Origin of the sequence: Enterococcus sp. DIV0174 (assembly GCF_050529065.1) — a bacterium.
GTDB classification, from domain to species: Bacteria; Bacillota; Bacilli; order Lactobacillales; family Enterococcaceae; genus Enterococcus_B; species Enterococcus_B thailandicus.
In genome coordinates, this window is sequence record NZ_CP172881.1 from 478,127 (window position 1) to 501,667 (window position 23,541).

The following is a 23,541-nucleotide window of genomic DNA, read 5'->3' on the forward strand; positions in this document are numbered from 1 at the left end:
GTTGCCAAAATCTTAAGAAAGATTTTGGCAACGCGTTTTTGATTTTGGTAGGCCATTTACTGGTTTTGTCCCAGGCCCCGATTCATTTTTATCGTTAATTGGTTAAGATTTTTATATTAACCAATGTTTTTGTTTATTGATTGTCGTTAAACACTTGAGTCAATGTTTGATAAATTTGTGCCACATCAGTTGGCGTACCACGTAATTCATAATCAGCTAAGAAAGGAAAACCAAATTGTTGCGCATATTGTTTAGCAGTTAAGCAATACTGGTTGTTGAAATTTTTATTGCCACTACCAACAACACCTAAACAAAATTGATAATTATTTTGAAAATCCAGATATTCACGCATGGTTTCAGTCAGAATTTCAGTATCACCATTATCAATTCCGTTGCCACCTTCCAAATAAGTCGGAACAAATGTGAAGAAGGGTTCAGTTTCTTGTTCAAAATCACTATTTTCATGGATTTCTTTTAGCGTGATTTCAGGTAAAGTGTTATCTGCTTGATGCTGTTCTTGGGCGTATTCCATCAGATGATGAGCAAAAGCACGCGTGTTACCAGAGATTGATATATATAAAATGTTCATTTGAGTTCCTCCTATTCGTCTGTTTAGTATAGCATGTTTTTAAGGAAACGACAGAAGGAAAAAGGCGAATGTTTATATGGTGTTTTGTGAATAATTAGAAAAAAATGTATAAAATAATAATTTTGTGAGAGTTTTAGTGAAAAGGGTAAAAGCAACAGTGGTTTGTTATAATTTGATAAAAGCGGTTTTTTATTTGGAGGATACTTGCATGAATGAGATAGAGCGACAGAAAAAAGGGATTGGGCTAATTCCACTAGCAGCCATGGTCATTGGTTCAGCTATTGGAGGTGGCGTTTTCGGTATCATGACAGACATCTCTGGTTCAGCAGGAGGTGCAGCGCTCTTTAGTTGGTTACTTGTCGGCTCGGCAATGTTGATGTTATCTTTGTCTATTAACAATTTAAACAAAAAACGTCCGGATTTAGAGGGCGGAATCTTTAGTTATGCTGAAGCGGGATTTGGTCGATTTGCAGGATTTATCAGTGGTTGGGGCTATTGGCTGACTTGTTGGTTAGGAAATGTTGCTTTTGCAACGTTGCTGATGAGTGCATTGGGGTATTTTTTCCCAGTGTTTGCTGGTGGTCAAAATATTCCTTCTGTGATAATGAGTACTCTTTTACTTTGGGGATATGCTTGGTTAGTCAATCGCGGAGTAGAAAATGCAAGTATTGTGAATGCAATCGTGACGATTTGTAAATTAGTACCACTCTTTTTATTCATTGTGGTAGCAATCAGCACATTCTCGATTCAACAATTTATTGCAAACTTTTCAAGTGATATTATTTTAACAGCCAATGGACAAGTTGTTCCATTTTCGAGTCAAATTTTAAGTTGTATTATGGTGATGCTCTGGGTATTTGTTGGAATTGAAGGTGCATCAGTTGTTGGTTCGCGTGCAAAGAAAAAATCAGATGTTGGAAAAGCAACGATTTTAGGGATTCTTGGCTTGATTTTGATTTACGTGTTAGTTTCTATGCTTCCGTATGGAACGATGCCAATGAAAGAACTTCAATCGATTCAGACACAACCGGCTATGGGGTATGTATTTGAAAAAATGGTTGGTAAATGGGGCGCAGTAGTAATTAACGGAGGTTTGATTATTTCGTTATTTGGTGTGTGGCTTTCATGGACGATTTTACCAGTAGAAACGATGCGCAATATGGCACAAGATGGTTTGTTACCAAAAAGTTGGAGTAAGGTGAATGCACAAGGCGCACCAACTTTCGCGATTATTTTAACAACGTTGTGTACAAATGTGTTCTTGTTATCACTTTTATTTACAGACAGTGCGTATAACTTTGCGTATACTTTGGGAACGGCAGCGATTTTCTTTACGTGGTTATTTCTCGGATTGTATCAAATGAAATTATCCTATCAACGTCGTGAATGGGGACAGTTTTTGATTGGCCTGTTAGCCAGTGCCTTCCAAGTTTGGGCAATGTTTGTGGTTGCCTTTAACGAAGTAATGCTTGTCTTGGTTCTTTTCTTGCCAGGTATTTACTTCTATCTGCAAGCTAGAAAAGAGCAGGAACAGCCAGTCGATCATGTGAAAATCGATCGCTTCTTATTGATTTTGGTCACTTTAGTAGGAGTCGTAGCTTTAATCCTATTTGGAACAGGAAAACTGCATGTGTAGTTGATTGCAAGTTCTTTAAAGTAAATAAAATAGTTATTAGTAAAAAAGATAGCTTTAATTTCCAAACCTTCGGAAATTGAAGCTATCTTTTTATGTATATCAAGGTTCCTATTTATAATAAATTGGCACCAACGGCCTATCAAGGTCAACTAGAAGGAACAATGGTTCATTTTTGTGCTTGATAAAATAAGCCACTAATTTTATAGCCAAGCTTTTTGTACATTTCTTTTGGCGTATCGGAATAGTCAGCAACAATAACGATAGTCGTATCTTGATAAAAATTCGCTACATATTGTTGTAATGATTTAGCAACTGTTTGATTTCTAAAGTCTGGCGCAGTATAAATATCATAAATTTCAATATTTGTTGGATGCTTAATGACCGTCGCAAAGCCAATCACCGCTTGATTTGTTGAAGCAATAAATAGATCTAAGATGTCCTCTTTAAATAAAGTTAGGAGAAAGTGTTGATTGATTTTTGCAAATTCTTCACCGTAGATAAGGTCTTGCGTAAATTTGCTATTTAAAAATTCAGTGAGTGTAGCTGTATGTACCTTTGAAATCTCAAATTTGGGGAAGCTTGTTGAGGCTAACTGATTACTTGGAATAGTAAAAATCAACATTTTTTCTGTAGAGAATCCTTGCGTCTCTAAATGAGCTAAAAAAGAATCAGAAGGGGTGAAGTTAAATTTAAACATAGGTGCATCGTTCATCCAGTTTTCCATAAAGTTCTCTTCAATAGCAGCTAATTCATCAATAGAAGGTTCTTTTTTTAACCAAATAAAATTCTGGTCATATAGGTAATTGGAATACGCACTAAAATGTTTCTGAAATAAGTCTGTTTCATAAGAAATCTTAGATCCAGTAAAAAATTGTTTATTCATAAGCTGGTGCTCTCCTTTTAGTTGATAATATTTTTTTAATAGTTGTTCTGTTTTCTTTTTAAAAAAGCCGATTTGCTCGTACATCTATTAACAGCGTAATCCAAATCAGTGAAAATGACAGCTATTTTTTGACGTAACATACGCAAATCGACCCAATTCATTTTTCATTCTTGTTTAATGGCCACTTGTCATTTTGATACCAACGATGCTAATCAACAAAAGCCCGACAAAAAGCCAAGTTGCTGTATTCAGTTTGTCATGGAATAAGACAACTCCAATGATAACGGAACCTAGGGCACCAATCCCTGTCCAGATAGGGTAAGATAAACTCATTGGTAAGTGTTTGATCGCTTTTGATAAAAAATAGAAACTGGCAATCATACCAATAATCGTATAAATCGAATAATTAACTTTTGAAAAGCCATCACTCCATTTCATCATTGTTGACCAAAATACTTCTAGAACTCCTGCTACAATTAATTCTAACCATGCCATAGCCAAATGCTCCTTTCTAAAATTTTGAACACAAAAAAGAGGAGAACCATTCCTTCAAAGACCTAACGGAATGATTATCCTCATATGCTACCCGGTGGCAGCTTTGTATTCGATTAATAGAGTCAGTATAGCACATTTTAAATAGGTTGGCATTTCTAAAGATAAAAAAACACTATCCAACAAAATTGTAAGAGGAATAGTTGCTCTTAAAATGGTTTTGTTTCTTGCGAATTAGTATACTAAAGAAATGTTATTAAATAATGAAAAAGTTGAGGGTTTAAGAGTGAATTTTAAAGGAATAAATAGTTTTCAATTAAAGTGGTTAGCGATTGCTTTTATGGTTGTGGATCATGTGAATAGTTATTTTGGGTCACAGCTAGGTTTTCCTTCATGGGTAGCATGGTTAGGGAGATTTGTTGCACCTTTATTTGTTTTTTTATTAGTAGAAGGATTTAGACACACGCGAAGTCGAGCAAAATATGCAAAGCGTTTGGGGTTGGCTGCATTCGTTACGGCAATCGGTAATGTGGTTTACCAGTTGCTGACGGGAGCCTATATCAATCCTTTGACACATCAACCTGATTACTTTTTATTTTTAGGCCCGCACAATATTTTTCTTACGCTATTTCTTTTATTTTGTATGATGTGGGTGCTAGCTACGATGAAACAAAGTAGTGTGGGACAAAAAATTATGTTGATCCTGACATTTTTGATTTTATTGGTGCTTACAGCAGCATCAGAAGGAGGCATCTATCTGATTCCAATGATGTTGCTGATGTTTGTTTTCAAAGAAGAGGGACAAAGAAACAAATTGTTAATTGGGATTTTTGTTTATACCATGATTTTACTTGCCCTAGCTATTTCTAGTTACATGCAGACGCCAGTGAATCAAAGTTTGTATGATTATTTAACTTTTGATAACGAGTTTATGATGGTGACAGTTATTCCATTAATTGCATTATACAATGGTCAATTAGGTGGGACTAATAGCAAGTGGAACAAATATTTCTTCTATCTTTTTTATCCTATTCACCTCTGGATCATTTATGTTATCTTCTATTTTGTACGTTAACGCTGTCGTAAAAAATACTGTAATCGCTGGATGACTGATTACAGTGTTTTTTTATTTTGTCGATTAATTGACAGAATTTTCGCACATTGATGTCTTTTCATTCGATTTCAACTATATTTTCATTCAAATTTGTTTTATAATTAAAAAATATCTTGTCATTTGGGGGAGGAAAACAAATGGAGAATTATCTAAGCCTTTTAGGCGTTTTAATTGTTATTATTGGTTTTGCACTAAAATTAGATTCAATTTTGATTGTGATGGTTGCTTTAGTCGTAACTGCTTTAACAGGTGGGCTAGGGATTAATGGCATGCTTGAGTTATTGGGTACCAGCTTTGTAAATAATCGAGGCATGGCTATCTTTATTATTATCATGTTAGCAACAGGAACGTTAGAAAGAAATGGATTGAAAGAGTCTGCTGCGACTTTGATTCAACGATTCAAAAAAGTTTCAGCTGGCATGATTATCGATATCTATGGCGTTTTCCGGATGATTTTTGCTGCGTTTAATGTGAGCTTTGGGGGCGTTGCAGGATTTGTTCGTCCAATTATTCTACCAATGGCATTAGGCACAGTTGAATCAAAAGGACTGAAAGTTCATCCAGAACATGAGGAAGAGCTTAAAGGAATGGCATCTGCTATGGAAAATATTTGTTGGTTCTTTGGACAAGTTTTATTTATCGGTGGTGCGGGCGCCTTGCTAGTACAGTCAACATTGAAAGACTTAGGTTATGAAGTGACCTTAGGACAGTTAGCGCTGGTTGAAGTACCAGTGGCACTGACTGCATTAGTTGTTTCTAGTATTTATTTCTATTTAAAAGAAAAGAAATTAGCAAAGAAATATTATTCTCAAGAAAAGGAGCAATAAGATGAATTTTTTTACGAATCCTGATATTTTATTAAGTGATAAATTACTTGAAATTTTATATATCATCATGGGTCTAGTCTTAGTTTATACAGGGCTACGAAATCTACTTGATAAAACGAATCCACATCGTTATGGCTCAGCCTTTTTTTGGGCAACGTTAGGTGTGGTGATTGCAGCCGGCCGATGGTTGCCACCACTAGTAAGTGGTATCTTGATTTTTGCTATGACGATTCCAGCAATTGCGAAAAGGGTGAGCAAGGGTGATAGTCGTTTGCCTTCAAAAGAATATATGGAAAAAATGTCAAGCAAACTAGGCATGAAGATTTTTATTCCAGCGTTAAGTATTGGGGTATTTGCAATTTTGTTTGCCTTATTCACCAAATTAGGTGCTTTAGTTGGAGTTGGAGTTGGTGTCTTTGCAGCGATGGCGATTTTGATGTTCTTTTCCCGCGACAATCAGCCTACAACGTTCTTAGACGACGCAGCTGATATGTTAGGAACAGTTGGTCCGTTGAGTATGTTACCAATGCTACTTGCTTCATTGGGCGCTGTGTTTACCAGTGCAGGAGTAGGAACGGTGATTTCAAATGCTGTTGGTACAATTGTTCCTGAAGGAAACGTGAATATTGGGATTATTATCTATGCAGTGGGAATGGTTGTCTTCACAGTAATTATGGGGAATGCCTTCGCAGCAATTACAGTCATGACTGTTGGGATTGGTGCACCGTTTGTCTTTAGTCAAGGAGCAAATCCAGCGCTGATTGGAATGGTTGCTTTAACTTGTGGTTTTTGTGGAACGCTCTTGACACCGATGGCTGCAAACTTTAATATTGTTCCAGTCGCTATGTTAGAAATGAAAGACAAGTATGGCGTAATCAAAAATCAATTATTTATTGCTTTATTTATGTTAGTATTCCAAATTGCTTATATGATTTTATTTAAATAATTAGGAGGAACAAAAGATGAAAGTATTAGTAACAGGTTTTGATCCATTTGGTGGCGACAAAGTAAATCCAGCTTATGAAGCTGTAAAAAAAATGCCTGCAGAAATTGCGGGAGCTGAGATTATCAAACTAGAAGTACCAACTGTTTTTGGAAAAAGTAGCCAAGTAGTCAGAGAAGCAATCAAAGAGCATCAACCGGAAATTGTCATTTGTGTTGGACAAGCAGGAGGTCGCTCAGCTGTTTCATTTGAACGAGTAGCAATCAATCTAGCAGAAGCACGTATTCCTGATAATGAAGGAAACCAACCGTTTGATACGGCATTGGAAGAAGACGGACCAGCCGCTTATTTTACTACGTTGCCAATCAAAGCAATGACTAAAAATGTTCACGATCATGGACTGCCAGCATATATTTCTTATACTGCAGGAACATTTGTCTGCAATGATATCATGTATCGTTTACTACATGTCCTTCATACAGAATTTCCAACAATTCGTGGTGGCTTTATCCATGTGCCGTTTTCACCTGATCAAGTAATCGAACGTCCAGTGGGTACAGCATCTATGTCATTAGCTGATATTGCCGATTCACTAACGTATGCGGTCGAAGCTGCAATTGAAAATGAACAAGATATTTCTGGTAATGCAGGTACAACTCACTAATAATTAGCAATCAAATAGTAGAGGCTGGCAACTAACGACTCGTTAGATCCCAGCTTCTTTTTTTAGGAGGGAAACGTTATGGAAGAATGGAAAGCAGTATTTGAAGAATGGTTTCCCAAAGAACTAAATAAGAAAAGTTATCCAATTAAAGTATCAAAACAATATACCAGCAATCAACGCTTTGAAATTTATGAACGGTTGACGAAGCCACAACGCAAATTAGTTGATAAATACCGTCGTTACTTAATCAATTCACGTTTTATGGAAGAAAATTATTTGGCTGCTACGGATTGGGTATTTGCTGACTTTAAAATCAACCCTTTTTTTCGAACTTCTCGAAGACAAGAAAAGTTGTATTGTGATTGTGGACGAGAATTAAAGGTTCAATACATCGTTAAATCCCCAAAAACAGGAAAAATTCTAAAACTAGGAATCAATCACTTTGCCGAGCATCTGCATGTTTCACCAGCAATTGCAAATTCAATCCATCAAGGGATGACACAAGTTGATTTAGCATTGGATGAACTATTATGGTTAAAACAACAAAATATCGAATTTCCTGAAGTGTTATGGCAAGAATATCTTTTTTCTTTGTACCATAACCGACGATTGAAACGACCGTATTTACCAGACGTTCATTTGGCTAAACGAGTAGCAGATTTTCGACAAGCTCAGATGCCCATTTACTTAGCAGATTATCAGGCAATAGAACATGAAATCCAAAAAATCAGTGAGCAGATTGCTGATCAGCCAAAGAAAAGTCGAGCAAAGAAGGAATTATTTGAAGATTTTACAGAAGAGTTAACGAGGAACGTTGAAGAATTTTTGACAAATTACCGTGCATTTTTACGAAAAGATTGGCAAGCTGTCTTGATGGATACAAAGGAAAAATTACCAAGCAGTTATTTTGACTTATTGATTGCTGAATTACGTTCGTTCAATCGAGAACAGCCGACGCATCAGTTGACTGAAGCGAAGGTGCGCGCACAACAACAACGTTTTATCCAACCGGCTATTTACATCTTGATTTGGGAAAAATATGCCTATTATGGTTTTACAGAAGGCTTTTTTGATAGTTTGCCGAGAGTTATCCGTAATGGATTTTTAAAAGCCTTACGCCGAGAAAATACGAGTGAGCAACTGTCGAGCATTGAAGTCAAATCAACTAGTAAAAAGCTGACTGAACAAGAATGGCAAAGCCTTGCTCACTCACTTCATGGCAAAAAAGTAGCCGAAGTGATTGTTGATTTTGAACAACGGCAGTATGTCTTTTCAGAAGAACAAAAAACAGCGTTAGATTATTATCAAAAATTAGAACACTCTCTTTATTTAGAAAAGCCAGAAGTTAAAGCACTATTGAAAGAATTGCTATAAAAAAACTACTGTGACGAAAAGTCACAGTAGTTTTTTGTTCGTTGCTTTAAGCTGTTCTTGATACAACCTTCGCCAATAAGAATTTCTTTTCTAAACTATTTTTAGAAAAATTTCCTTATTGGTTGAAGCTAACCATTTTGCGTCACAACCTTATTCACGGTGTTCCCAAAGCAACTCCTCGAAATAATTCACAACTGTCCAAAAACATGAAAAACTATTTTTTGCCAGTTGCTCATTATTTTGTCAGAGCTGAACGTTTTGCGCCACAACCTTATTCACGGTGTTCCCAAAGCAACTCCTCAAGATAACTTGCATTCACTTCAAAATATGAAAAGCTATTTTGAGTGTTTGCTCATTATCTGTTCGGAGCTAAACGTTTTGCGCCACAACCTTATTCACGGTGTTCCCAAAGCAACTCCTCAAGATAACTTGCATTCACTTCAAAATATAAAAAGCTATTTTGAGAGCCTGCTCGCTATCTTGTCGGAGCTAAACGCTTTGTGCCACAACCTTACGCGTGTTGATGTGTCTGATAATATTCTTCTTCCATTTTTTGCATTCTTTCACGTTCTTTCTGGTTGTACCAAGGAGAAACGGTGAAGGCCAATACATCGTTTAGCAAATAAACAGAGCTGTTAACAAACATTGCTAGACTCGCAGAACCATGTGTAAATGATACATACCAAAGAACCATTTGAGCCAAACCAGATGCTAACCACCAATAATATTGATTGTTGTATCGCAAGAAGCTGATGATACCAGCTGAAAGACTGATTGAAAAGGCAATCGCATCAATCCAAGGACGAGGATCATCAGTATAACGACCAATCAAGAAACCTGAAACAAAATAAACAAGAATAGTACCGATAATTGCGATGAACCAACTTTTACCAGTAAATTTACGAATTTTTGAAGCCATATTGTGATTCCATTCTTTACTTAATAAAACGGGAATATCCAAAGTTACCATATAAGCAATTTGTTCACCTATACTTAAATAATTTTTAGCTGAAAAGCCGACAATGATGAAACACATAGCAGATAAAATGCCCAAAACACCATTAACAGATTTCGCAGCGTTGATCGATAAAATACATAAAACACCTAAATTAGTCCCGATAAAAGCAACAATCGACAGCCAAGTAATGGGGCTATTTACGAGTGTCATGATTTGACAACCCAGACTAAAAAAGAAAAGATAATAATTTTGTTGAGGCCAACCTTTTAGCTGATGAGCTAGAAAATGAAAATATGATTTCATGTATAAGAACTCCTTTAGACACAAAATGTAGTGTCTCTAGATTTTTTTACCACAATCTATTGTATGCTTTTAAATGATAAAATCTAGTCTTACAATTTAAAAAAATCTGTGTTATGATATTTTTATTTCAAATTTCTGCAAAAAACAGAAAAGATTTCAAAGCGTAAATCAAACAAAAAAGCCATTAGTCAATTACCTGACTTTTGGCTTTTCTTTTTCATTGTAGAGAGAATGTCATCTGAACCGGATTATGATCTGAATAAGCAAATTTCGTATCAATTACTTGAATATCTTTAATTGAAAGATTATCAGAAACCAAAAATCCATCAATTAACGTGACGAAAGTTTTGTCTGGTTGATAAGCTTCGTTTAAATTGCGTACAGAAGGAACTGCTTTTTCTGCTAAATCTTTTCGAACGATGTGCATGCCTTTCGGTAAAAGTTCTTCAGGAAACGCATGTGTCCAACTCAAATCTTCTTTTGTTTCGCCAAAAATTTTCTCGCTATCCGGCAACAGAGTGTGATTATAATCACCACCTACAATGATATAATTTTTTTCTGCTTGATCTTTTTTGATTTGTGCGGCTAATTTTTTGATTTGTGCTTTTTGAATTGCAGGATCTTTTGTATAAGCAGAGAGATGTAAATTATAAAGTGAAAGAAATCTGCCATTTGCAACAGGAATTTTACTTACCGTAAATGCACGGTCTAAGTCAAAAAACTTATTGAACCCAGTTTCGATGGGTAAAGAATAGCGTGTACTTTCAGCAATCGTTCCTTTACTAAAAGTGACCAACCCAGATTGTGATTTACCAATTGGTTGTGTGATTGGATAAAAAAGATAAGCCGAGTTATAATTTTGACCATAAACAGATGAATAGTCACTAAAATTTTGTGAAAGAGTGGCAACTTCATCAATGTTATATGAACGAGTTGCTTTCTTGTCAACTTCTTGAAAGAAGGCAAAGTCTGGTTGGTGTTCTTGGATAACACCTTGGATTTCCTGTAAGTTATGTTTAACATTTTGTTTACTAAATGCTCGTGACTCAGTGCCGCCATCCATAAAAAAACTATAATCGGGCGGATAGGCCGCATAACCAATATTATAGGTCAGGATTTGATAGTCTTGAGCTGTCTGGAGATCTTTGGCTGAACTACTTGACTGAATAGTAAGATCCTGGTTGTCAGCTTCTCGGTGATAGCTTAGATACACGTAACCAACATAGCCTGCTATAATAAGTGCAAGAATTGCGAATATTGATAAAAGTATTTTTAGTAATTTTTTCATTTTCTCCTCCTTAAAATATCTATATCTTAGCAGTAATTTAATTAAGAAGCGAGGAGTTTGTGTTCATGACAACCGGATTAAATCATCAGAGTTCTAAAGATTGTACCAATAAATTTTTTTGAGTTAAGAAAGGGAAAAAGAATGAATTTATCAACCATCCACCATGTAGCAATCATTGTTTCTGATTATCAAAAATCGCGAGAGTTTTATGTCGAAAAACTAGGCTTTGAAGTAATTCGTGAGAACTATCGCACAGACAGAGGTGATTACAAACTAGACTTAAGACTAGGAGAGGCTGAATTGGAGATTTTTGGCATTGCTTCTGCACCAGCAAGACCAAACTATCCAGAAGCTTGTGGGTTGCGCCACTTAGCTTTTAAAGTCGATCAGATTGAAGAAGTTGTAGCTGAACTTCAGCAAATGGGTATTGAGACAGAGCCAATTAGAAAAGATACTTTTACAGGTGAAAAAATGACGTTTTTCTTTGATCCAGATGGCTTACCACTTGAATTACATGAATAGATAACAAAACTGTCACTTCTTTTTCACTTGCTTCGATTTTTCCAAAAACAGAGTCTTGGTATACTGAAAAAAATTGGGAAAAGGGAGTAGGCAAATGAAAAAAATCGTTCTTACTTTGGCTGCTTTAGTGTTTGTTGGCGTTGCGGGTGGAATGGGCTTGTTAAATGCAACTTTTCAACCAGATGATTTGAGTGAGCAAGATTATCAAATTTCTCTGGAAGAAGCAATTTCAATTTTTGAAGAGGAAGCACACAGTCAGAAAGTGACAAGCATTGGCTTTTTTTTACCTGATGAAGTTAAGAAAACTGCTAGTTCAGCTTATAGTTATTTATTTGTAGATAAAGAGCATGAAGTTGTTGTCAATCCAACGACGGGAAAAACGACGACCAAAGCTATCAGCCAACAAAAAAAGCAAAATCAGACACAATTAGAGACGAAAAAGCTGCGTAAAGCTAAGAAACCGCAAGTTGCTATGAAAGAAGCGATTGCTGTTTCTGGAAACAAGCGGGCAAAAGTCCATGCTTGGGAAATTCTCGAAAAAGAAGGGAAACTTTACTACAATATCCATCTTTTAGCCGAGAAAAAAATCCAGCAATTTTTAATATCAGCATAGTCCAGAAAGAGAAGGTTATCACTTCTCTTTTTTTGTATATAAGAGTAATCTAAAGGTGTGAAAACCGAAAGGAAGTTGAGATTATGGAAAAGATGGTGTGCCCACATTGTGGTAAAAAATTTGCGTATCATGAAGTTAGAAATGTTGTTGAACACGTGGATAAAGAAGTACCAATTGTTTGTCCATATTGCCGTGAAGAAGCAGCAAAACGAGTCTCTCACGGTTACTTTGTTACTCAAAAAATTGAAAATTATTTAAAATAACGAATTTTGCACTTTCTTTTTCCAAATGCTACAATGGCAAGAAAAGGAGAGAGAATAAACATGATTCGTTTTGCAAGAAAAGAAGACGGACCTGAAATTGCACCGTTGATTTTGGTCATTTTAAAAGATATGGAATTACCATTTGTTCAAACCTTTGGCGAGCAAAAAACAATTGAGGTTTTAACTGATGCAATTGCTGATCCGGACTATCGTTATAGCTATACTCGTGGAATCGTTGAAGAAATAGATGGAAAAGTGGCAGGTGTTGCCTTTGGCTATACAGACGAAGAAGAACCTATGATTGATTTACCGTTAGCTGATATTTTAGAAAAACATGAACTTCCACGTGACCAATATTTATTTATAGATAAAGAAACCTTACCTAATGAATGGTATCTGGATACGATTTCTGTTTCTGAAAAATTTAGAGGAAAAGGAATTGGCTCTAAACTATTAGAAGCGTTACCGATGTTAGCAGAAAAAGCGAACCGAACAATCATCGGTTTGAGCGTCGATCAACAAAATCCACAAGCAAAAAAATTATATGAGCGTCATGGATTTGAAGTCGTTGAAGAAACGGAAATCAGCGGGCATCAATATGAGCATATGCAAAAGACAATATAAAAGTTGTTTGTAGATAGACTAAGGGTTAGCCAATAAAAAATGAAAAACAATTAAGCGCCTCAAAACAGCTGTTTTGAGGCGCTTAATGTTACGAAATGGCAAGATTTTCTGTTAAAGAGTTAGTTATTCATGCATAACTTGAAATTTTGAATTGGCGAATGCCTATTTAGTCCATCATAAGTAAAAAACAAAGTATATACCTTCACTTGAGGCCTTTTGCTTAAGTTTGGAGACTGTTTTTTTTACGATTATTTTGGTTCAACAACAACTAAATTACTCGTGGGATTCACGAATAAAATCATGTTTATAATCTCGGACATATTCTTGAATGGTTCGTGGTGGCCGATGTAATACTTGTTCAATTGTATTTGTCACCTTTTTAGCATTACCTAATTGAGTAATCAGATAAAGCATTACCATAACATTGACGTAGTCTTTTGGTATACCACGTTGGATCATTACCCGACGAAAGTTAAATAAAGTTGGCTTGCTGTAAGTAATTTTCGTGTCCAAAATCGTTGTCATCACTTCAGCTATCTCGTCATAAGTTAGTGCGCGTGCTCCAGTAAGTTCTAACTCTTGGTTCAAGTAAGCTGAATTTGTTAAACAAACAGCAGCTACCTCACCAATATCTCTGGTATCAATAAAACTTGTTTTTGAATGTCCTGCTGGAATAAACAAATCATGGTTGTTCTTGATATCATTTTGATGCGTTGTATTTAAATTTTGCATGAAGAAGCTAGGACGAATAAAAGTATAAGGTATTTTTGCTTCACGGATCATTTTTTCAATTTTATGATGAGGAGTCATCGGATTTTTTTCAACTCCAATTAAAGAAACGAAAACGATTTGCTCGATAGTTTGTTGTTTGGCATATGCTAGAAAAGGTGCCATGTCTTCTTTTGGTTTAGATAACTGTGGTGGCCGAATAAAGAAGACTTTATTCACACCTTTAAAAGCTTTAGGAAAAGTTTTTGGGTCTAAAAAGTCAAATGGGACAAGTGTTAACTGTTGAAAATGTTGAAATGCTTCTTGAACCTTTGAAACAGTATGAACGCCTACTGTGAGTTTGATTTGATCATTTGTTGCTAAAATTTCAATCAAAGGATAACCAATATTTCCTGTACCACCGATAACAAGTATATGATCCACTATACGTTCCTCTTTTCTATTTGATTGTTTTCCTGATTTATTTTTGTTAGTAAAACATTCAAGGTTGTTTGCTCATCTGTTGATAAAACTGTTAAATAGTTTGCAAGAATTTGTTCGCTAAGTGCTTGGCATTCACCTAAAATTTCATGCCCACTATCGGTCAATGAAATCAACTGAGAGCGAAGATCTGAAGGATTCTCCGTTTTGATAACTAATCCTTTCTTTTCTAGTCGTTTGATGATTCCGGAAATAGTGGGTTTGTCCATATCCAATGCTTCTGATAATAAGACAGCAGTCCGTTCATCTTTGAGAGAGAGTTGTTGGATTACTGCCCATTGTTGAACAGTAATTCCTTTTGTATTCAGTACTTGATTTAAATTATATTTTAATTGCTTTGAAATATTCATTAATAAATAGCCAGTATCCATTTAAGTGAGGCCTCCTTCAATAAAATAATCGATAAATGATATTTAGTTAGTATGCTAACTAAATAAGGGAGAGTTGTCAACTTTTTTTGTTTTGGTTGTGGAAAACTACATGAAAATTTAAATTATGAGAGAAATTGATGATTTTTTATAGGTAATTAGTTATTTTAAATGGATTGAAAGTGGTTTTTTTGCTTATTTAAGTTATCTGTTGTTGAGATATGTGAATTAACATTTTTTATTTTTGTTATTTTATGCTAAGCTATTTTTGAAATCAGCTGAATTCAAAAAAATAATACTTACAGGGGGAACAATTATGTCAAAAAAAGTATTTGTACTATTTTCTGTACTGTTAGTTTTACTTAGTGTAGTAGTGCCTATATCGGTTTCAGCTCAAACCATTGAAAAAAATCAGCTATCAAAGGTAGAATTAAGCGGAAGTATGAATTTTCAAAAAGGAATTAAAAAATCAAAAATGGTTTTTGCTAATTTATCTAATCAGCAAAAAAAAGCAGAGATAGATAAAGTAGCCAGTGAATTAGAGTTTATGTTTACACAAACTTTGTTAACAAATGAACAAGGAGAAATTGTTGGTATTGATTATGCGAAGCTAGAAGAAAAGTATGGGACAAAGTTAACTAGTTCTCAGGGATACTCCGAAATAAAAGATTTCAGTTTAGTACGACAAAATAATTTGGTTCGTGGTGCGTTTTTAGATTGTATGTCAAGCTCGATAAAAGATTTCATTGGTGCAACTTTATGGTCTGCAATTATTAGTGCTGGTGTTATGGGGTTCATTAAACAAATGGCATGGCGTGAAGTGGCTGCTTTAATTGTTGAATTCGCTGGTGCAGAATTTACAGTAATAGCATTGGTGGGAACATTATCCTGGATGGCAATAAACTGTGCATAAGAGTTTCTACTGCTTACCAGTCATCGTTTCGTTTGCTGTTATTTTCGGAGGTTATGGGGGATTTGATCTGATCACTTCTCATACTTATAACATCATCAGATACATAAACTTGTTTATCGCCATAAACATATTCATGACAATTTATATGCTAGCAAAATTATCGAAAGAAGAAAAACAGGAAAAAAAGTGGTTTTTATTTGGGTATCTTTTTATTCTAATTCTTTGTAGCGTATTTGCTTATGCAAAATATGACCATTCAATGGTTCCAGTAGAATCATTTACAAATCAACAGATGTTAATAAATGTAGATAAACGCGACTTGGAACTGACAAAAGAAAATAAACGATTTTATAAGAAACACACAGAGAAATTTACGAACATTTCTTCTGATTTATCTAACCTCAATAAAAAAACTGGCTATCTTTACGTTGGAAGAATCACTTGCGAGTTTTGTCGGTCCTTCATACGCTATACTGCTTATACGAACCAAAAGATAGACCAGCCTATCTTTTATATAGATACTGAGATGTTGACGTTTCAAGAAAAGCAGATAATGTATGCTAAGCTAAAGATTTCTGGCGTGCCATCTTTTTTTAAAATCGAAAAGGGGAGTTACACACGATTTCAGGGCAACACTATCGCTGATTTTAATTATTTTGTTCAGGCTAACTAATTTGTCAAGAATTCGATTTTGAAAGTAGTAGGTAAGGATACCTACTACTCAGACTGTAGACAAAGTCCCAAAAAAGGATGATGTCTGCAGTTTTTTACTCATGACTTTAGTCGGTTTCAATCGGTAAAGCGATTGAAACAAAAAAACCACGCGTACTGCGCGTGGAAGAAGTAGCTTTAGCGATAAAACTCCTTTCGATATACTAGATAAAGGCTACCAACCGTTATCAAATCGAAAGGAGTTTTTATGTCAAATGACGATAAAAGTTTAGCACATACTCGATGGAATTGTAAGTATCATATTGTGCTTACACCAAAATACAGACGAAAAGTCATTTATGGAAAGTTGAGACAAGACATTGGGAAAATATTGAGAAAACTGTGTGAAATGAAAAAGGTAGAAATTATCGAAGCCCATGTGATGCCAGATCATATTCATCTGTTAGTCAGAATCCCGCCTAAACTGAGTGTATCAAGTTTTATGGGCTATTTAAAAGGGAGAAGTGCTGTAATTATACATGAGCGTCATGGGAATCTGAAATATAATTATGGAAATCGATCGTTTTGGGCCAAAGGATATTACGTGAGTACTGTAGGATTCAATCAAAAAACAATTGCAAAATATATACGAGAACAAGAAGCGGAAGATCGAGTAAGAGATAGTATAAGTAAAAGAGAGTACAGCGATCTATTTAGCAAATAAAGACTAGAAAAAAATAGAGAGAGAGCGGTTGGCGGTCTTTTAAAAAAGCTCCCTTGAAGGGAGCAGCAAGTAGTGAGCCCTTCTAGGGCTTTTTACTGAGAGGCGTTAATTCAGATCCAATCGAAAATCAAGTGGATGTTCCTTATTTTTGTTTTTGTGGTAGAGCCAATAATCCAAAACAGCAGCAATACAAATGCAAAGTGGCGCATCTTCATCTTTGGTCACATCTAGTACATAGTAGTCACCAGTAAACAAAGTGGCTTTGTTCATCGCCATAATCGGCTGATTGAAATGATGGATGTGGTAACGGTGATTGTAAATATCCCCTTGAACTGTCCAATGAAGGTGACGAATATAATAAAAATCACCTGGCCAATTAAAAATCTTTTGCATGGTGCCAACTTTTTCAAAATCTTTGTAAAGTTCAAAGCGAGTACCAAATGTCAGGCTGATTTGCTTGATGTGCGCAACGAGTTTTCCATTCATTGAATAAAGCGAAAGTGCATCGCCTTTCGTTCCCCAACGACCAACCATTAAGAAAAGTGATTGACCATCCTCGTTTTTAACGATTGTCCGAGTCGCACGACTAAGCTGTTTTTCTTGAATGAAAAATTCTGACATCGTTATCCCTCTTTTCTAACTAAAAACTATAAGTCTTCAGCAATTGCACGTAAAATTGCCTTGCCAACGCCAGATTCTAAATTCGTCGCAGTTGTGTATTTTGCATATTCTTTCACGTCAATTTCTGCATTCCCCATAGCAAAGCTTACACCTGCTACCTGCAACATACTGACATCATTGAAATTATCTCCAATAGTCATGACGTCATCTAAAGAAATGCCACGGTCGTTTGCAACGTGTGCGACAGCAATTCCTTTTTGAGCATTTTTATGGTTGACTTCAATATTATTTTGACCAGAAGAAGTAACTGTTAGATTACCAAGTTCATCAATTTGTTTGCCGACAGGACCGAGAACACTTGGCCCTTCATTATGGAAACAAATAATTTTCAAAACTTCAATTTCCTCGTCTTGTTGCAAAAGATCACGAATACTATCAATGTAATTAATATGAAGTAATTCTAAATTTGCTGAAGCCATTGCGATGGCCATTTTGTAAGTCAAATGTGGTAAATGTGTAGCAACCATGGAGGCGAAGCTTTCTATTCTTTTTGCTTGGCTTTCAGAATACAAGCCTTTGTTGGTTGAAACTTCATAATAGATTTTATTTTGATCTAAAATATCTAGTACAAGCGCTGCTTCTTGGTGAGGGATGGCAACTGTAAAAAGAGAATTGCCTTCTTTGTCAAAAACTTGTGCACCGTTTAAAGTAATCATCGCACAATCGATACCAACTTCATCTAAAGCGGCACGCGCTTCTTGATAATTACGACCAGTAGCTACCATAAATTCGATTCCAGCTTGTGTAGCAAAGCGAATCGCTTCGGCGTTTTCCGGTGTCACGCTCATGTGTGAATCTAATAATGTACCATCCATGTCGGATGCAATTAGTTTGATCATAATTGTTTACCGTTCCTTTCTAATTCTTCTTCTTAGTTTACCATATTAAGGAGGCAACGCGAGGAAGATTGTCCCTTGTTTAAGAATAATTTGTAGGTTATCCTTTGAAAAGGAGGTGAAGGATTTTGAAAAAAATCATTCATAATAGCTGGCAAGAAATCTTAGCAGATGAATTTGAAAAACCTTATTATCAATCTTTACGTGAATTTTTAAAAACAGAATATCAAACACAAAAGATACATCCCGATATGTATCATATTTATGAAGCATTAGAATTAACGCCCTATGACAAAGTCAAAGTAGTCATTCTGGGTCAAGATCCTTATCATGGTGTGAATCAAGCACATGGCTTATCGTTTTCGGTGCAACCGGGTGTGAAGACACCACCGTCACTTGTGAACATTTATAAAGAAATGCAGTCAGATTTGGGCATCGTGCCAGTACAACATGGAAATCTGGTTTCTTGGGCAAAGCAAGGCGTTTTATTGTTAAATACTGTTTTGACTGTTCGAGAAGGACAAGCGTATTCACATCGTGGAAAAGGCTGGGAACAATTAACAGATCGAATCATTGAAAAATTAAATGAGCGGGAACAGCCAATCGTTTTTATTTTATGGGGCAAACCAGCTCAAGAAAAAATCAAAATGATTGATCGCAGTCGCCATGTCATTTTGGCTTCACCACATCCAAGTCCGCTGTCAGCACATCGTGGTTTTTTTGGCTCGAAACCATTTTCGAAAGCAAACGATGCATTGGTGGCTTTAGGCGAAACACCAATTGAATGGCAACTGCCTGAAACAGTGTAATAAAACAGCGCTTTCCTGTTATAGTGCAGATTTGCATCTATGTGAAAAACTTCATTTTTATAGCATTTATGACTAATACAGATAAAATAAACTGTTCTTTTTTTTGAGAATAGTGTATGATTGGGTATATAAAATATCTGGAGGTCATCTCGTGGAATTGTTTGATAATTTAAGATTTAAAATTGTTCGTCGTGGTATTAAAATCGTTTTTCCAGAAGCAACTGATGCAAGAATTTTGGGCGCTGCTGCTCGTTTGAAAGCAGAAGAATTGATGGAACCAATTTTGATTGGTAACCCAGAAGAAATCAAAAATGCAGCCCATGCGCGTGGGATTAAAGCTTCAGGATTTACAGTCATTGACCCTGCTAATTATGCACAATGGGATGAAATGGTTGATGCTTTTGTTGAACGTCGTAATGGAAAGGCATCCAAAGAACAAGCACAAGAAATTTTAAAAGATGTCAACTATTTTGGTACAATGTTGACTTATATGGGGATTGCTGATGGCATGGTTTCTGGTGCTATTCACTCGACTGGTGATACAGTTCGTCCAGCTTTACAAATCATCAAGACAAAACCTGGTGTGAGTCGTACAAGTGGTGCGATGATTATGGTTCGCGGAAGAGATCAAGAAAAATATGTCTTTTCTGACTGTGCAATCAATGTCAATCCAACGGCGCAAGAATTAGCTGAAATCGCTGTTGACTCAGCTAAGACAGCTGAATTATTCGACATCGAGCCAAAAGTTGCGTTGATGAGTTTTTCAACAAAAGGTTCTGCAAAAGCAGCTGAAGTAGATAAAGTTGTAGAAGCAACAAAAATTGCGAAACAATTAGCACCTCAATACATGATTGATGGTGAATTACAATTTGATGCTTCATATGTGCCAGCAGTTGCACAATTGAAAGCACCTAATTCAGATGTAGCAGGCCAAGCAACTGTTTTTGTATTCCCAGAGCTTCAATCTGGAAACATTGGCTATAAAATTGCGCAACGTTTTGGTAACTTTGAAGCAATTGGTCCAATCTTACAAGGTCTAAACAAGCCAGTTTCTGATTTGTCACGTGGGGCAAATGAAGAAGATGTTTATAAATTGTCAATTATTACGGCAGCACAAACTTTGATGGACTAATAAGGTTGTGGCGTCAAGCGTTCAGCTCTGAAAAAATAAAGAATAACTGACAAAAATAGCTATTTATGTTTTTGGACAGTTATGAATTATTTCGAGGAGTTGCTTGGGGAACACCGTGAATAAGGTTGTGGCGCAAGGTGGTTAGCTTTAAGCGGTCATCTCCAACAAATAAACCAATAAACGTTTTATTTTTGAAAAGTTGATTTTTAGTAAGAGTGTATGGCTTCGGTCGACACTCTTATTTTTTCTTTAAAAATCGGTTGTTCCACGTTATACTTGCACATAGAAACAGGACGAATCATAGAAAGTAGTGAACCAAAAATGATTGAATTAACAGGATTAGACATGACAGAAAAACTTGCGAAGGTAATTGGGCAAGTTGCTGAAGCAGGCGACAATTTAATACTAACTGGTGATCTTGGTGCTGGAAAAACGACGATGACCAAGGGAATTGCTTTAGGATTAGGCATCGATCAAATGATCAAAAGCCCAACCTATACGATTATTCGCGAGTATGGACAAGGACGCTTACCGTTATATCACATGGATATCTATCGCGTGGCAGCAAGTGGTGCTGACTTGGGATTAGATGAGTATTTTGAAGGTGACGGGCTTTCTGTTGTTGAATGGGGAAATCTACTGGAAGAAGCTGTACCAGAAGATTATTTGGAACTGATTTTAGAAAAAAGTGATACAGATTTGGATAAACGCTATGTGAAGTTCCGCGCATATGGCAGTCAAGGAGCAGATTTTGAAAAAAGAATACGAAATGGATGGGAAGAAATCAATGGCTGAGGAAATTAGTGTGGTAATCCGTGAAGCTGCTCCAGAAGATGCCCAAGAAATTTTGACAATGAGTAAACAAGTTGGCAGCGAAACAGAATTTTTAGTGATGGATGAAGAAGGCTTGCAATTGTCACCAGAAGGACTTGCTTTAGAATTAGGTTATTTGGCTGAAAGTGCGAATAATTTGTTATTGGTTGCTTTAGTTGGGGATAAAATTGTTGGGACAGCTTCCGTAAAAGCTACTAGTGAATACCGAATCGCTCACATCGGAGAAATTGGAATTAGTTTACTAAAAGAGTATTGGGGCTTTGGTTTAGGAACATTGCTGATTGAAGAAATGATTGATTGGGCAAAGAACAGTGAAGAAATTTTTCGCTTGGAGTTACAAGTTCAAGTTCGAAATGAACGCGCAGTACATTTATATCAAAAATTGGGTTTTAAAATTGAATCAACGATGCCAAGAGGTGCGCGAAGTGATACGGGTGAATTTTTAGATGTGTATCAAATGAGTTATTTGAATTTATAAGTATAAGATGTGTTTCTAGTAAAATGATTAGGGAATTAAAAAGAGGAACGGCTCATAGTGTGCCCCAAAAGTTAGCTATTCTGGTCTAACTTTCGATGTACACTATAAACTGTGCCTCTTTTTTTGTCTTTAAGTGTTAAAAAATTGTTTGTTTTGATTGTGGTAGTTCAAAATATCAAAAGCTATTTTGAGTGACTGTTCGCTAGCTTGTTGGACTGAACGCTTGGCGCCACAACCTTTATCCACGGTGTTCCCCAAGCAACTCCTCGAAATAATTCATAACTGTCCAAAAACATAAGTAGCTATTTTTGTCAGTTATTCTTTATTTTTTCAGAGCTAACCACTTTGCGCCACAACCTTATTTCAAAGTAACCAATTTCTTAAGTGGCTCCGTCCCAAAATGCTTTTCTTGATAAAGCAAGATTTCAGCACAAGCTCGACTATCTTCTAGCGCATCGTGATGATGATCTAGTGAGATAGAGAGATTCTCACAAACCGTATTGAGTTTGTGGTTAGGGAATTCTGGAAATAGTTTGCGACTGCTTTTTACCGTACATAATGATAAATAATTTGGTTGAGCTAGTTGATAGTAGTCTAAGCAGCCAGCTAAAACTTTAGTATCAAAAGCGGCATTATGTGCAACAACCAGCCGATTTTGTTGAAAATAATTCTGAATAGTTGACCAAACCTCTGGAAATTTTGGTGCATTTCGCACATCTTCTTGATGAATCCCATGAATTTGAACATTACGCCAGAAAAAAGGTGTTTCAGGCTGGATCAAGGTATAATATTCATCAACGATTTGACTATTTTGGACCATCACTAATGCCAACGAACAAGCACTATATGGTTGATGGTTAGCCGTTTCAAAGTCCATTGCAACGAAGTTCATTTTCATAAAACCTCCTTTTTAAAAAGTATTCTAACATAGATTATCGAAAAATAAACTGTTTCTAGTAATCAAAATAAATCTTTACATTTTTAAGTCTAATTCAACTGGGCAATGATCACTACCGAAAATTTCAGTGTGGATTTTGGCATCGATTAAGTTGCTATCCAAAGAACGACTTGTTAAAAAATAGTCAATGCGCCAACCAGCATTATTTTTCCGTGCATTAAAGCGATAGCTCCACCAAGAATAAATACCTTCTTGCGTTGGGTAAAAATGACGGAAAGTATCAGTAAATCCTGTAGCAAGTAAGTGTGAAAAGGCAGTTCGCTCTTCAATGGTAAAGCCAGCATTTTTTTGATTTGTTTTCCAATTTTTTAAGTCGATTTGTTCATGTGCCACATTTAGATCACCACAAATAATTACTGGTTTTTGTTTGTCTAACTCATTTAAGTAATTTTCAAAAGATTTTTCCCATTCAAGTCGATAAGCTAATCGCTTTAATTCGCTTTGTGAGTTGGGCGTGTAACAGGTAACTAAGAAGAAGTTTGGGTATTCCAATGTAATCAAACGACCTTCTTGATCGTGTTCATCAATGCCCATACCGTAAGAAACAGATAGAGCCTCTTCCTTAGCAAAAATGGCGGTACCTGAATAACCTTTTTTGACTGCATAATTCCAATATTGATGATAACCAGGCAAGTTTAACTCAATTTGTCCTTCTTGTAATTTAGTTTCTTGTAAACAAAAGAAATCTGCATCTAGTTCATGAAAGACCTCCATAAAATTTTTCTTCATAATCGCTCTAAGGCCGTTAACATTCCAAGAGATAAGTTTCAAAATAGACACTCCTTTTTACTTTAAGTACGTCTTTTTTTCTGTTCTCATTGTACTTCAATTTTATCGAAATGAAAAATAGTGTAA

At 35.8% G+C, this 23,541-nt stretch carries 28 protein-coding genes; 17 read left to right on the forward strand and 11 right to left on the reverse strand.

Annotated elements, in window-relative coordinates; all coding sequences use genetic code 11:
• Positions 1–133 precede the first annotated feature (133 nt).
• Positions 134–589: a class Ib ribonucleoside-diphosphate reductase assembly flavoprotein NrdI gene (gene nrdI, locus IGJ93_RS02305; protein WP_071868803.1), complete on the reverse strand. Its 456-nt coding sequence runs from the start codon at positions 587–589 to the stop codon at positions 134–136.
• A 208-nt stretch (positions 590–797) separates the two neighbouring features.
• Here nrdI and IGJ93_RS02310 point away from each other — a divergent pair, with 208 nt between their 5' ends.
• Positions 798–2,225, forward strand: coding sequence for a basic amino acid/polyamine antiporter (locus IGJ93_RS02310; RefSeq protein WP_067485169.1), 1,428 nt, complete (start codon positions 798–800; stop codon positions 2,223–2,225).
• 166 nt (positions 2,226–2,391) lie between these two features.
• On the opposite strand, the gene IGJ93_RS02315 is transcribed toward IGJ93_RS02310, so the two are convergent.
• Both IGJ93_RS02315 and IGJ93_RS02320 read right to left on the reverse strand, forming a co-directional pair.
• Positions 2,392–3,108, reverse strand: a complete 717-nt coding sequence (locus IGJ93_RS02315) for a GNAT family N-acetyltransferase (RefSeq protein WP_071868804.1) — start codon at positions 3,106–3,108, stop codon at positions 2,392–2,394.
• Positions 3,109–3,282: 174 nt separating this feature from the next.
• Positions 3,283–3,603 (reverse strand): DMT family transporter, encoded by a 321-nt coding sequence (locus tag IGJ93_RS02320; protein ID WP_067485163.1) that lies wholly within the window; start codon positions 3,601–3,603, stop codon positions 3,283–3,285.
• Positions 3,604–3,886: 283 nt separating this feature from the next.
• Here IGJ93_RS02320 and IGJ93_RS02325 point away from each other — a divergent pair, with 283 nt between their 5' ends.
• The 5 genes from IGJ93_RS02325 to IGJ93_RS02345 all read left to right on the forward strand — a co-directional run bounded on the left by IGJ93_RS02325 (position 3,887) and on the right by IGJ93_RS02345 (position 8,522).
• Entirely contained in the window at positions 3,887–4,675 is a 789-nt protein-coding gene (locus IGJ93_RS02325) for a TraX family protein (protein WP_157729245.1), read from the forward strand.
• Between the two features lie 176 nt (positions 4,676–4,851).
• Positions 4,852–5,541, forward strand: coding sequence for a DUF969 domain-containing protein (locus tag IGJ93_RS02330; RefSeq protein ID WP_067485156.1), 690 nt, complete (start codon positions 4,852–4,854; stop codon positions 5,539–5,541).
• 1 nt (position 5,542) lies between these two features.
• Positions 5,543–6,487: a DUF979 domain-containing protein gene (locus tag IGJ93_RS02335; protein WP_067485154.1), complete on the forward strand. Its 945-nt coding sequence runs from the start codon at positions 5,543–5,545 to the stop codon at positions 6,485–6,487.
• Positions 6,488–6,503: 16 nt separating this feature from the next.
• Positions 6,504–7,148, forward strand: coding sequence for a pyroglutamyl-peptidase I (gene pcp, locus IGJ93_RS02340; protein ID WP_067485150.1), 645 nt, complete (start codon positions 6,504–6,506; stop codon positions 7,146–7,148).
• Between the two features lie 78 nt (positions 7,149–7,226).
• Complete coding sequence (locus IGJ93_RS02345; protein WP_075491899.1) at positions 7,227–8,522, forward strand: hypothetical protein; 1,296 nt, start codon at positions 7,227–7,229, stop codon at positions 8,520–8,522.
• A gap of 511 nt (positions 8,523–9,033) precedes the next feature.
• Here the strand turns inward: IGJ93_RS02345 and pnuC are convergent.
• Both pnuC and IGJ93_RS02355 read right to left on the reverse strand, forming a co-directional pair.
• The gene (gene pnuC, locus IGJ93_RS02350) at positions 9,034–9,783 is read right to left on the reverse strand and encodes a nicotinamide riboside transporter PnuC (RefSeq protein ID WP_067485144.1); all 750 of its coding nucleotides are present in this window, start codon (positions 9,781–9,783) and stop codon (positions 9,034–9,036) included.
• Between the two features lie 217 nt (positions 9,784–10,000).
• A complete protein-coding gene (locus IGJ93_RS02355) occupies positions 10,001–11,071 on the reverse strand; it encodes an endonuclease/exonuclease/phosphatase family protein (protein WP_284590583.1) in 1,071 nt (356 codons plus the stop codon).
• Positions 11,072–11,212: 141 nt separating this feature from the next.
• Between IGJ93_RS02355 and gloA2 the strand changes: the two genes are divergently transcribed.
• The 4 genes from gloA2 to IGJ93_RS02375 all read left to right on the forward strand — a co-directional run bounded on the left by gloA2 (position 11,213) and on the right by IGJ93_RS02375 (position 13,093).
• Positions 11,213–11,593 carry an SMU1112c/YaeR family gloxylase I-like metalloprotein gene (gene gloA2 / locus IGJ93_RS02360; RefSeq protein WP_071868808.1) on the forward strand — a complete coding sequence of 127 codons (381 nt, stop codon included), beginning with the start codon at positions 11,213–11,215 and terminating at the stop codon, positions 11,591–11,593.
• Positions 11,594–11,687: 94 nt separating this feature from the next.
• Positions 11,688–12,206, forward strand: coding sequence for a PepSY domain-containing protein (locus IGJ93_RS02365; RefSeq protein ID WP_067485136.1), 519 nt, complete (start codon positions 11,688–11,690; stop codon positions 12,204–12,206).
• A gap of 83 nt (positions 12,207–12,289) precedes the next feature.
• Positions 12,290–12,469 (forward strand): hypothetical protein, encoded by a 180-nt coding sequence (locus IGJ93_RS02370; RefSeq protein ID WP_067485133.1) that lies wholly within the window; start codon positions 12,290–12,292, stop codon positions 12,467–12,469.
• A gap of 60 nt (positions 12,470–12,529) precedes the next feature.
• Positions 12,530–13,093, forward strand: coding sequence for a GNAT family N-acetyltransferase (locus IGJ93_RS02375; protein WP_067485131.1), 564 nt, complete (start codon positions 12,530–12,532; stop codon positions 13,091–13,093).
• A 273-nt stretch (positions 13,094–13,366) separates the two neighbouring features.
• Here IGJ93_RS02375 and IGJ93_RS02380 read toward each other — a convergent pair whose 3' ends face one another.
• Positions 13,367–14,245 (reverse strand): SDR family oxidoreductase, encoded by an 879-nt coding sequence (locus tag IGJ93_RS02380; protein WP_349702601.1) that lies wholly within the window; start codon positions 14,243–14,245, stop codon positions 13,367–13,369.
• Positions 14,245–14,673 carry a MarR family winged helix-turn-helix transcriptional regulator gene (locus tag IGJ93_RS02385; RefSeq protein ID WP_430596979.1) on the reverse strand — a complete coding sequence of 143 codons (429 nt, stop codon included), beginning with the start codon at positions 14,671–14,673 and terminating at the stop codon, positions 14,245–14,247. The genes IGJ93_RS02380 and IGJ93_RS02385 overlap by 1 nt, the downstream gene beginning before the upstream one ends.
• 313 nt (positions 14,674–14,986) lie before the next feature.
• Between IGJ93_RS02385 and IGJ93_RS02390 the strand changes: the two genes are divergently transcribed.
• The 3 genes from IGJ93_RS02390 (at position 14,987) to tnpA (ending at position 16,958) form a co-directional block, all read left to right on the forward strand.
• On the forward strand, positions 14,987–15,583 hold the full coding sequence (locus IGJ93_RS02390; protein WP_430596980.1) for a hypothetical protein: 597 nt from the start codon (positions 14,987–14,989) through the stop codon (positions 15,581–15,583).
• Between the two features lie 145 nt (positions 15,584–15,728).
• Positions 15,729–16,256: a hypothetical protein gene (locus IGJ93_RS02395; protein ID WP_143139930.1), complete on the forward strand. Its 528-nt coding sequence runs from the start codon at positions 15,729–15,731 to the stop codon at positions 16,254–16,256.
• 246 nt (positions 16,257–16,502) lie between these two features.
• Positions 16,503–16,958 carry an IS200/IS605 family transposase gene (gene tnpA, locus IGJ93_RS02400; protein ID WP_071868812.1) on the forward strand — a complete coding sequence of 152 codons (456 nt, stop codon included), beginning with the start codon at positions 16,503–16,505 and terminating at the stop codon, positions 16,956–16,958.
• Positions 16,959–17,063: 105 nt separating this feature from the next.
• On the opposite strand, the gene IGJ93_RS02405 is transcribed toward tnpA, so the two are convergent.
• Together IGJ93_RS02405 and IGJ93_RS02410 are read right to left on the reverse strand one after the other, a co-directional pair.
• Complete coding sequence (locus IGJ93_RS02405) at positions 17,064–17,579, reverse strand: LURP-one-related/scramblase family protein (protein ID WP_067485120.1); 516 nt, start codon at positions 17,577–17,579, stop codon at positions 17,064–17,066.
• Between the two features lie 26 nt (positions 17,580–17,605).
• Positions 17,606–18,478: a Cof-type HAD-IIB family hydrolase gene (locus IGJ93_RS02410; RefSeq protein ID WP_067485117.1), complete on the reverse strand. Its 873-nt coding sequence runs from the start codon at positions 18,476–18,478 to the stop codon at positions 17,606–17,608.
• 125 nt (positions 18,479–18,603) lie between these two features.
• On the opposite strand from IGJ93_RS02410, the gene IGJ93_RS02415 reads away from it, so the two are divergent.
• From IGJ93_RS02415 to IGJ93_RS02430, 4 genes are all read left to right on the forward strand, one after another.
• A complete protein-coding gene (locus IGJ93_RS02415) occupies positions 18,604–19,284 on the forward strand; it encodes a uracil-DNA glycosylase (protein WP_067485113.1) in 681 nt (226 codons plus the stop codon).
• A gap of 151 nt (positions 19,285–19,435) precedes the next feature.
• Positions 19,436–20,416, forward strand: coding sequence for a phosphate acetyltransferase (pta, locus tag IGJ93_RS02420; protein WP_071868813.1), 981 nt, complete (start codon positions 19,436–19,438; stop codon positions 20,414–20,416).
• A gap of 321 nt (positions 20,417–20,737) precedes the next feature.
• Positions 20,738–21,211 carry a tRNA (adenosine(37)-N6)-threonylcarbamoyltransferase complex ATPase subunit type 1 TsaE gene (gene tsaE, locus IGJ93_RS02425; protein WP_067485401.1) on the forward strand — a complete coding sequence of 158 codons (474 nt, stop codon included), beginning with the start codon at positions 20,738–20,740 and terminating at the stop codon, positions 21,209–21,211.
• Positions 21,204–21,728: a GNAT family N-acetyltransferase gene (locus tag IGJ93_RS02430; protein WP_067485403.1), complete on the forward strand. Its 525-nt coding sequence runs from the start codon at positions 21,204–21,206 to the stop codon at positions 21,726–21,728. The genes tsaE and IGJ93_RS02430 overlap by 8 nt, the downstream gene beginning before the upstream one ends.
• 358 nt (positions 21,729–22,086) lie before the next feature.
• Here the strand turns inward: IGJ93_RS02430 and IGJ93_RS02435 are convergent, their stop codons facing one another.
• Positions 22,087–22,620, reverse strand: a complete 534-nt coding sequence (locus IGJ93_RS02435) for a 3'-5' exonuclease (RefSeq protein ID WP_067481646.1) — start codon at positions 22,618–22,620, stop codon at positions 22,087–22,089.
• Positions 22,621–22,701: 81 nt separating this feature from the next.
• Positions 22,702–23,457, reverse strand: a complete 756-nt coding sequence (locus IGJ93_RS02440) for an exodeoxyribonuclease III (RefSeq protein ID WP_071868814.1) — start codon at positions 23,455–23,457, stop codon at positions 22,702–22,704.
• Positions 23,458–23,541 lie beyond the last annotated feature (84 nt).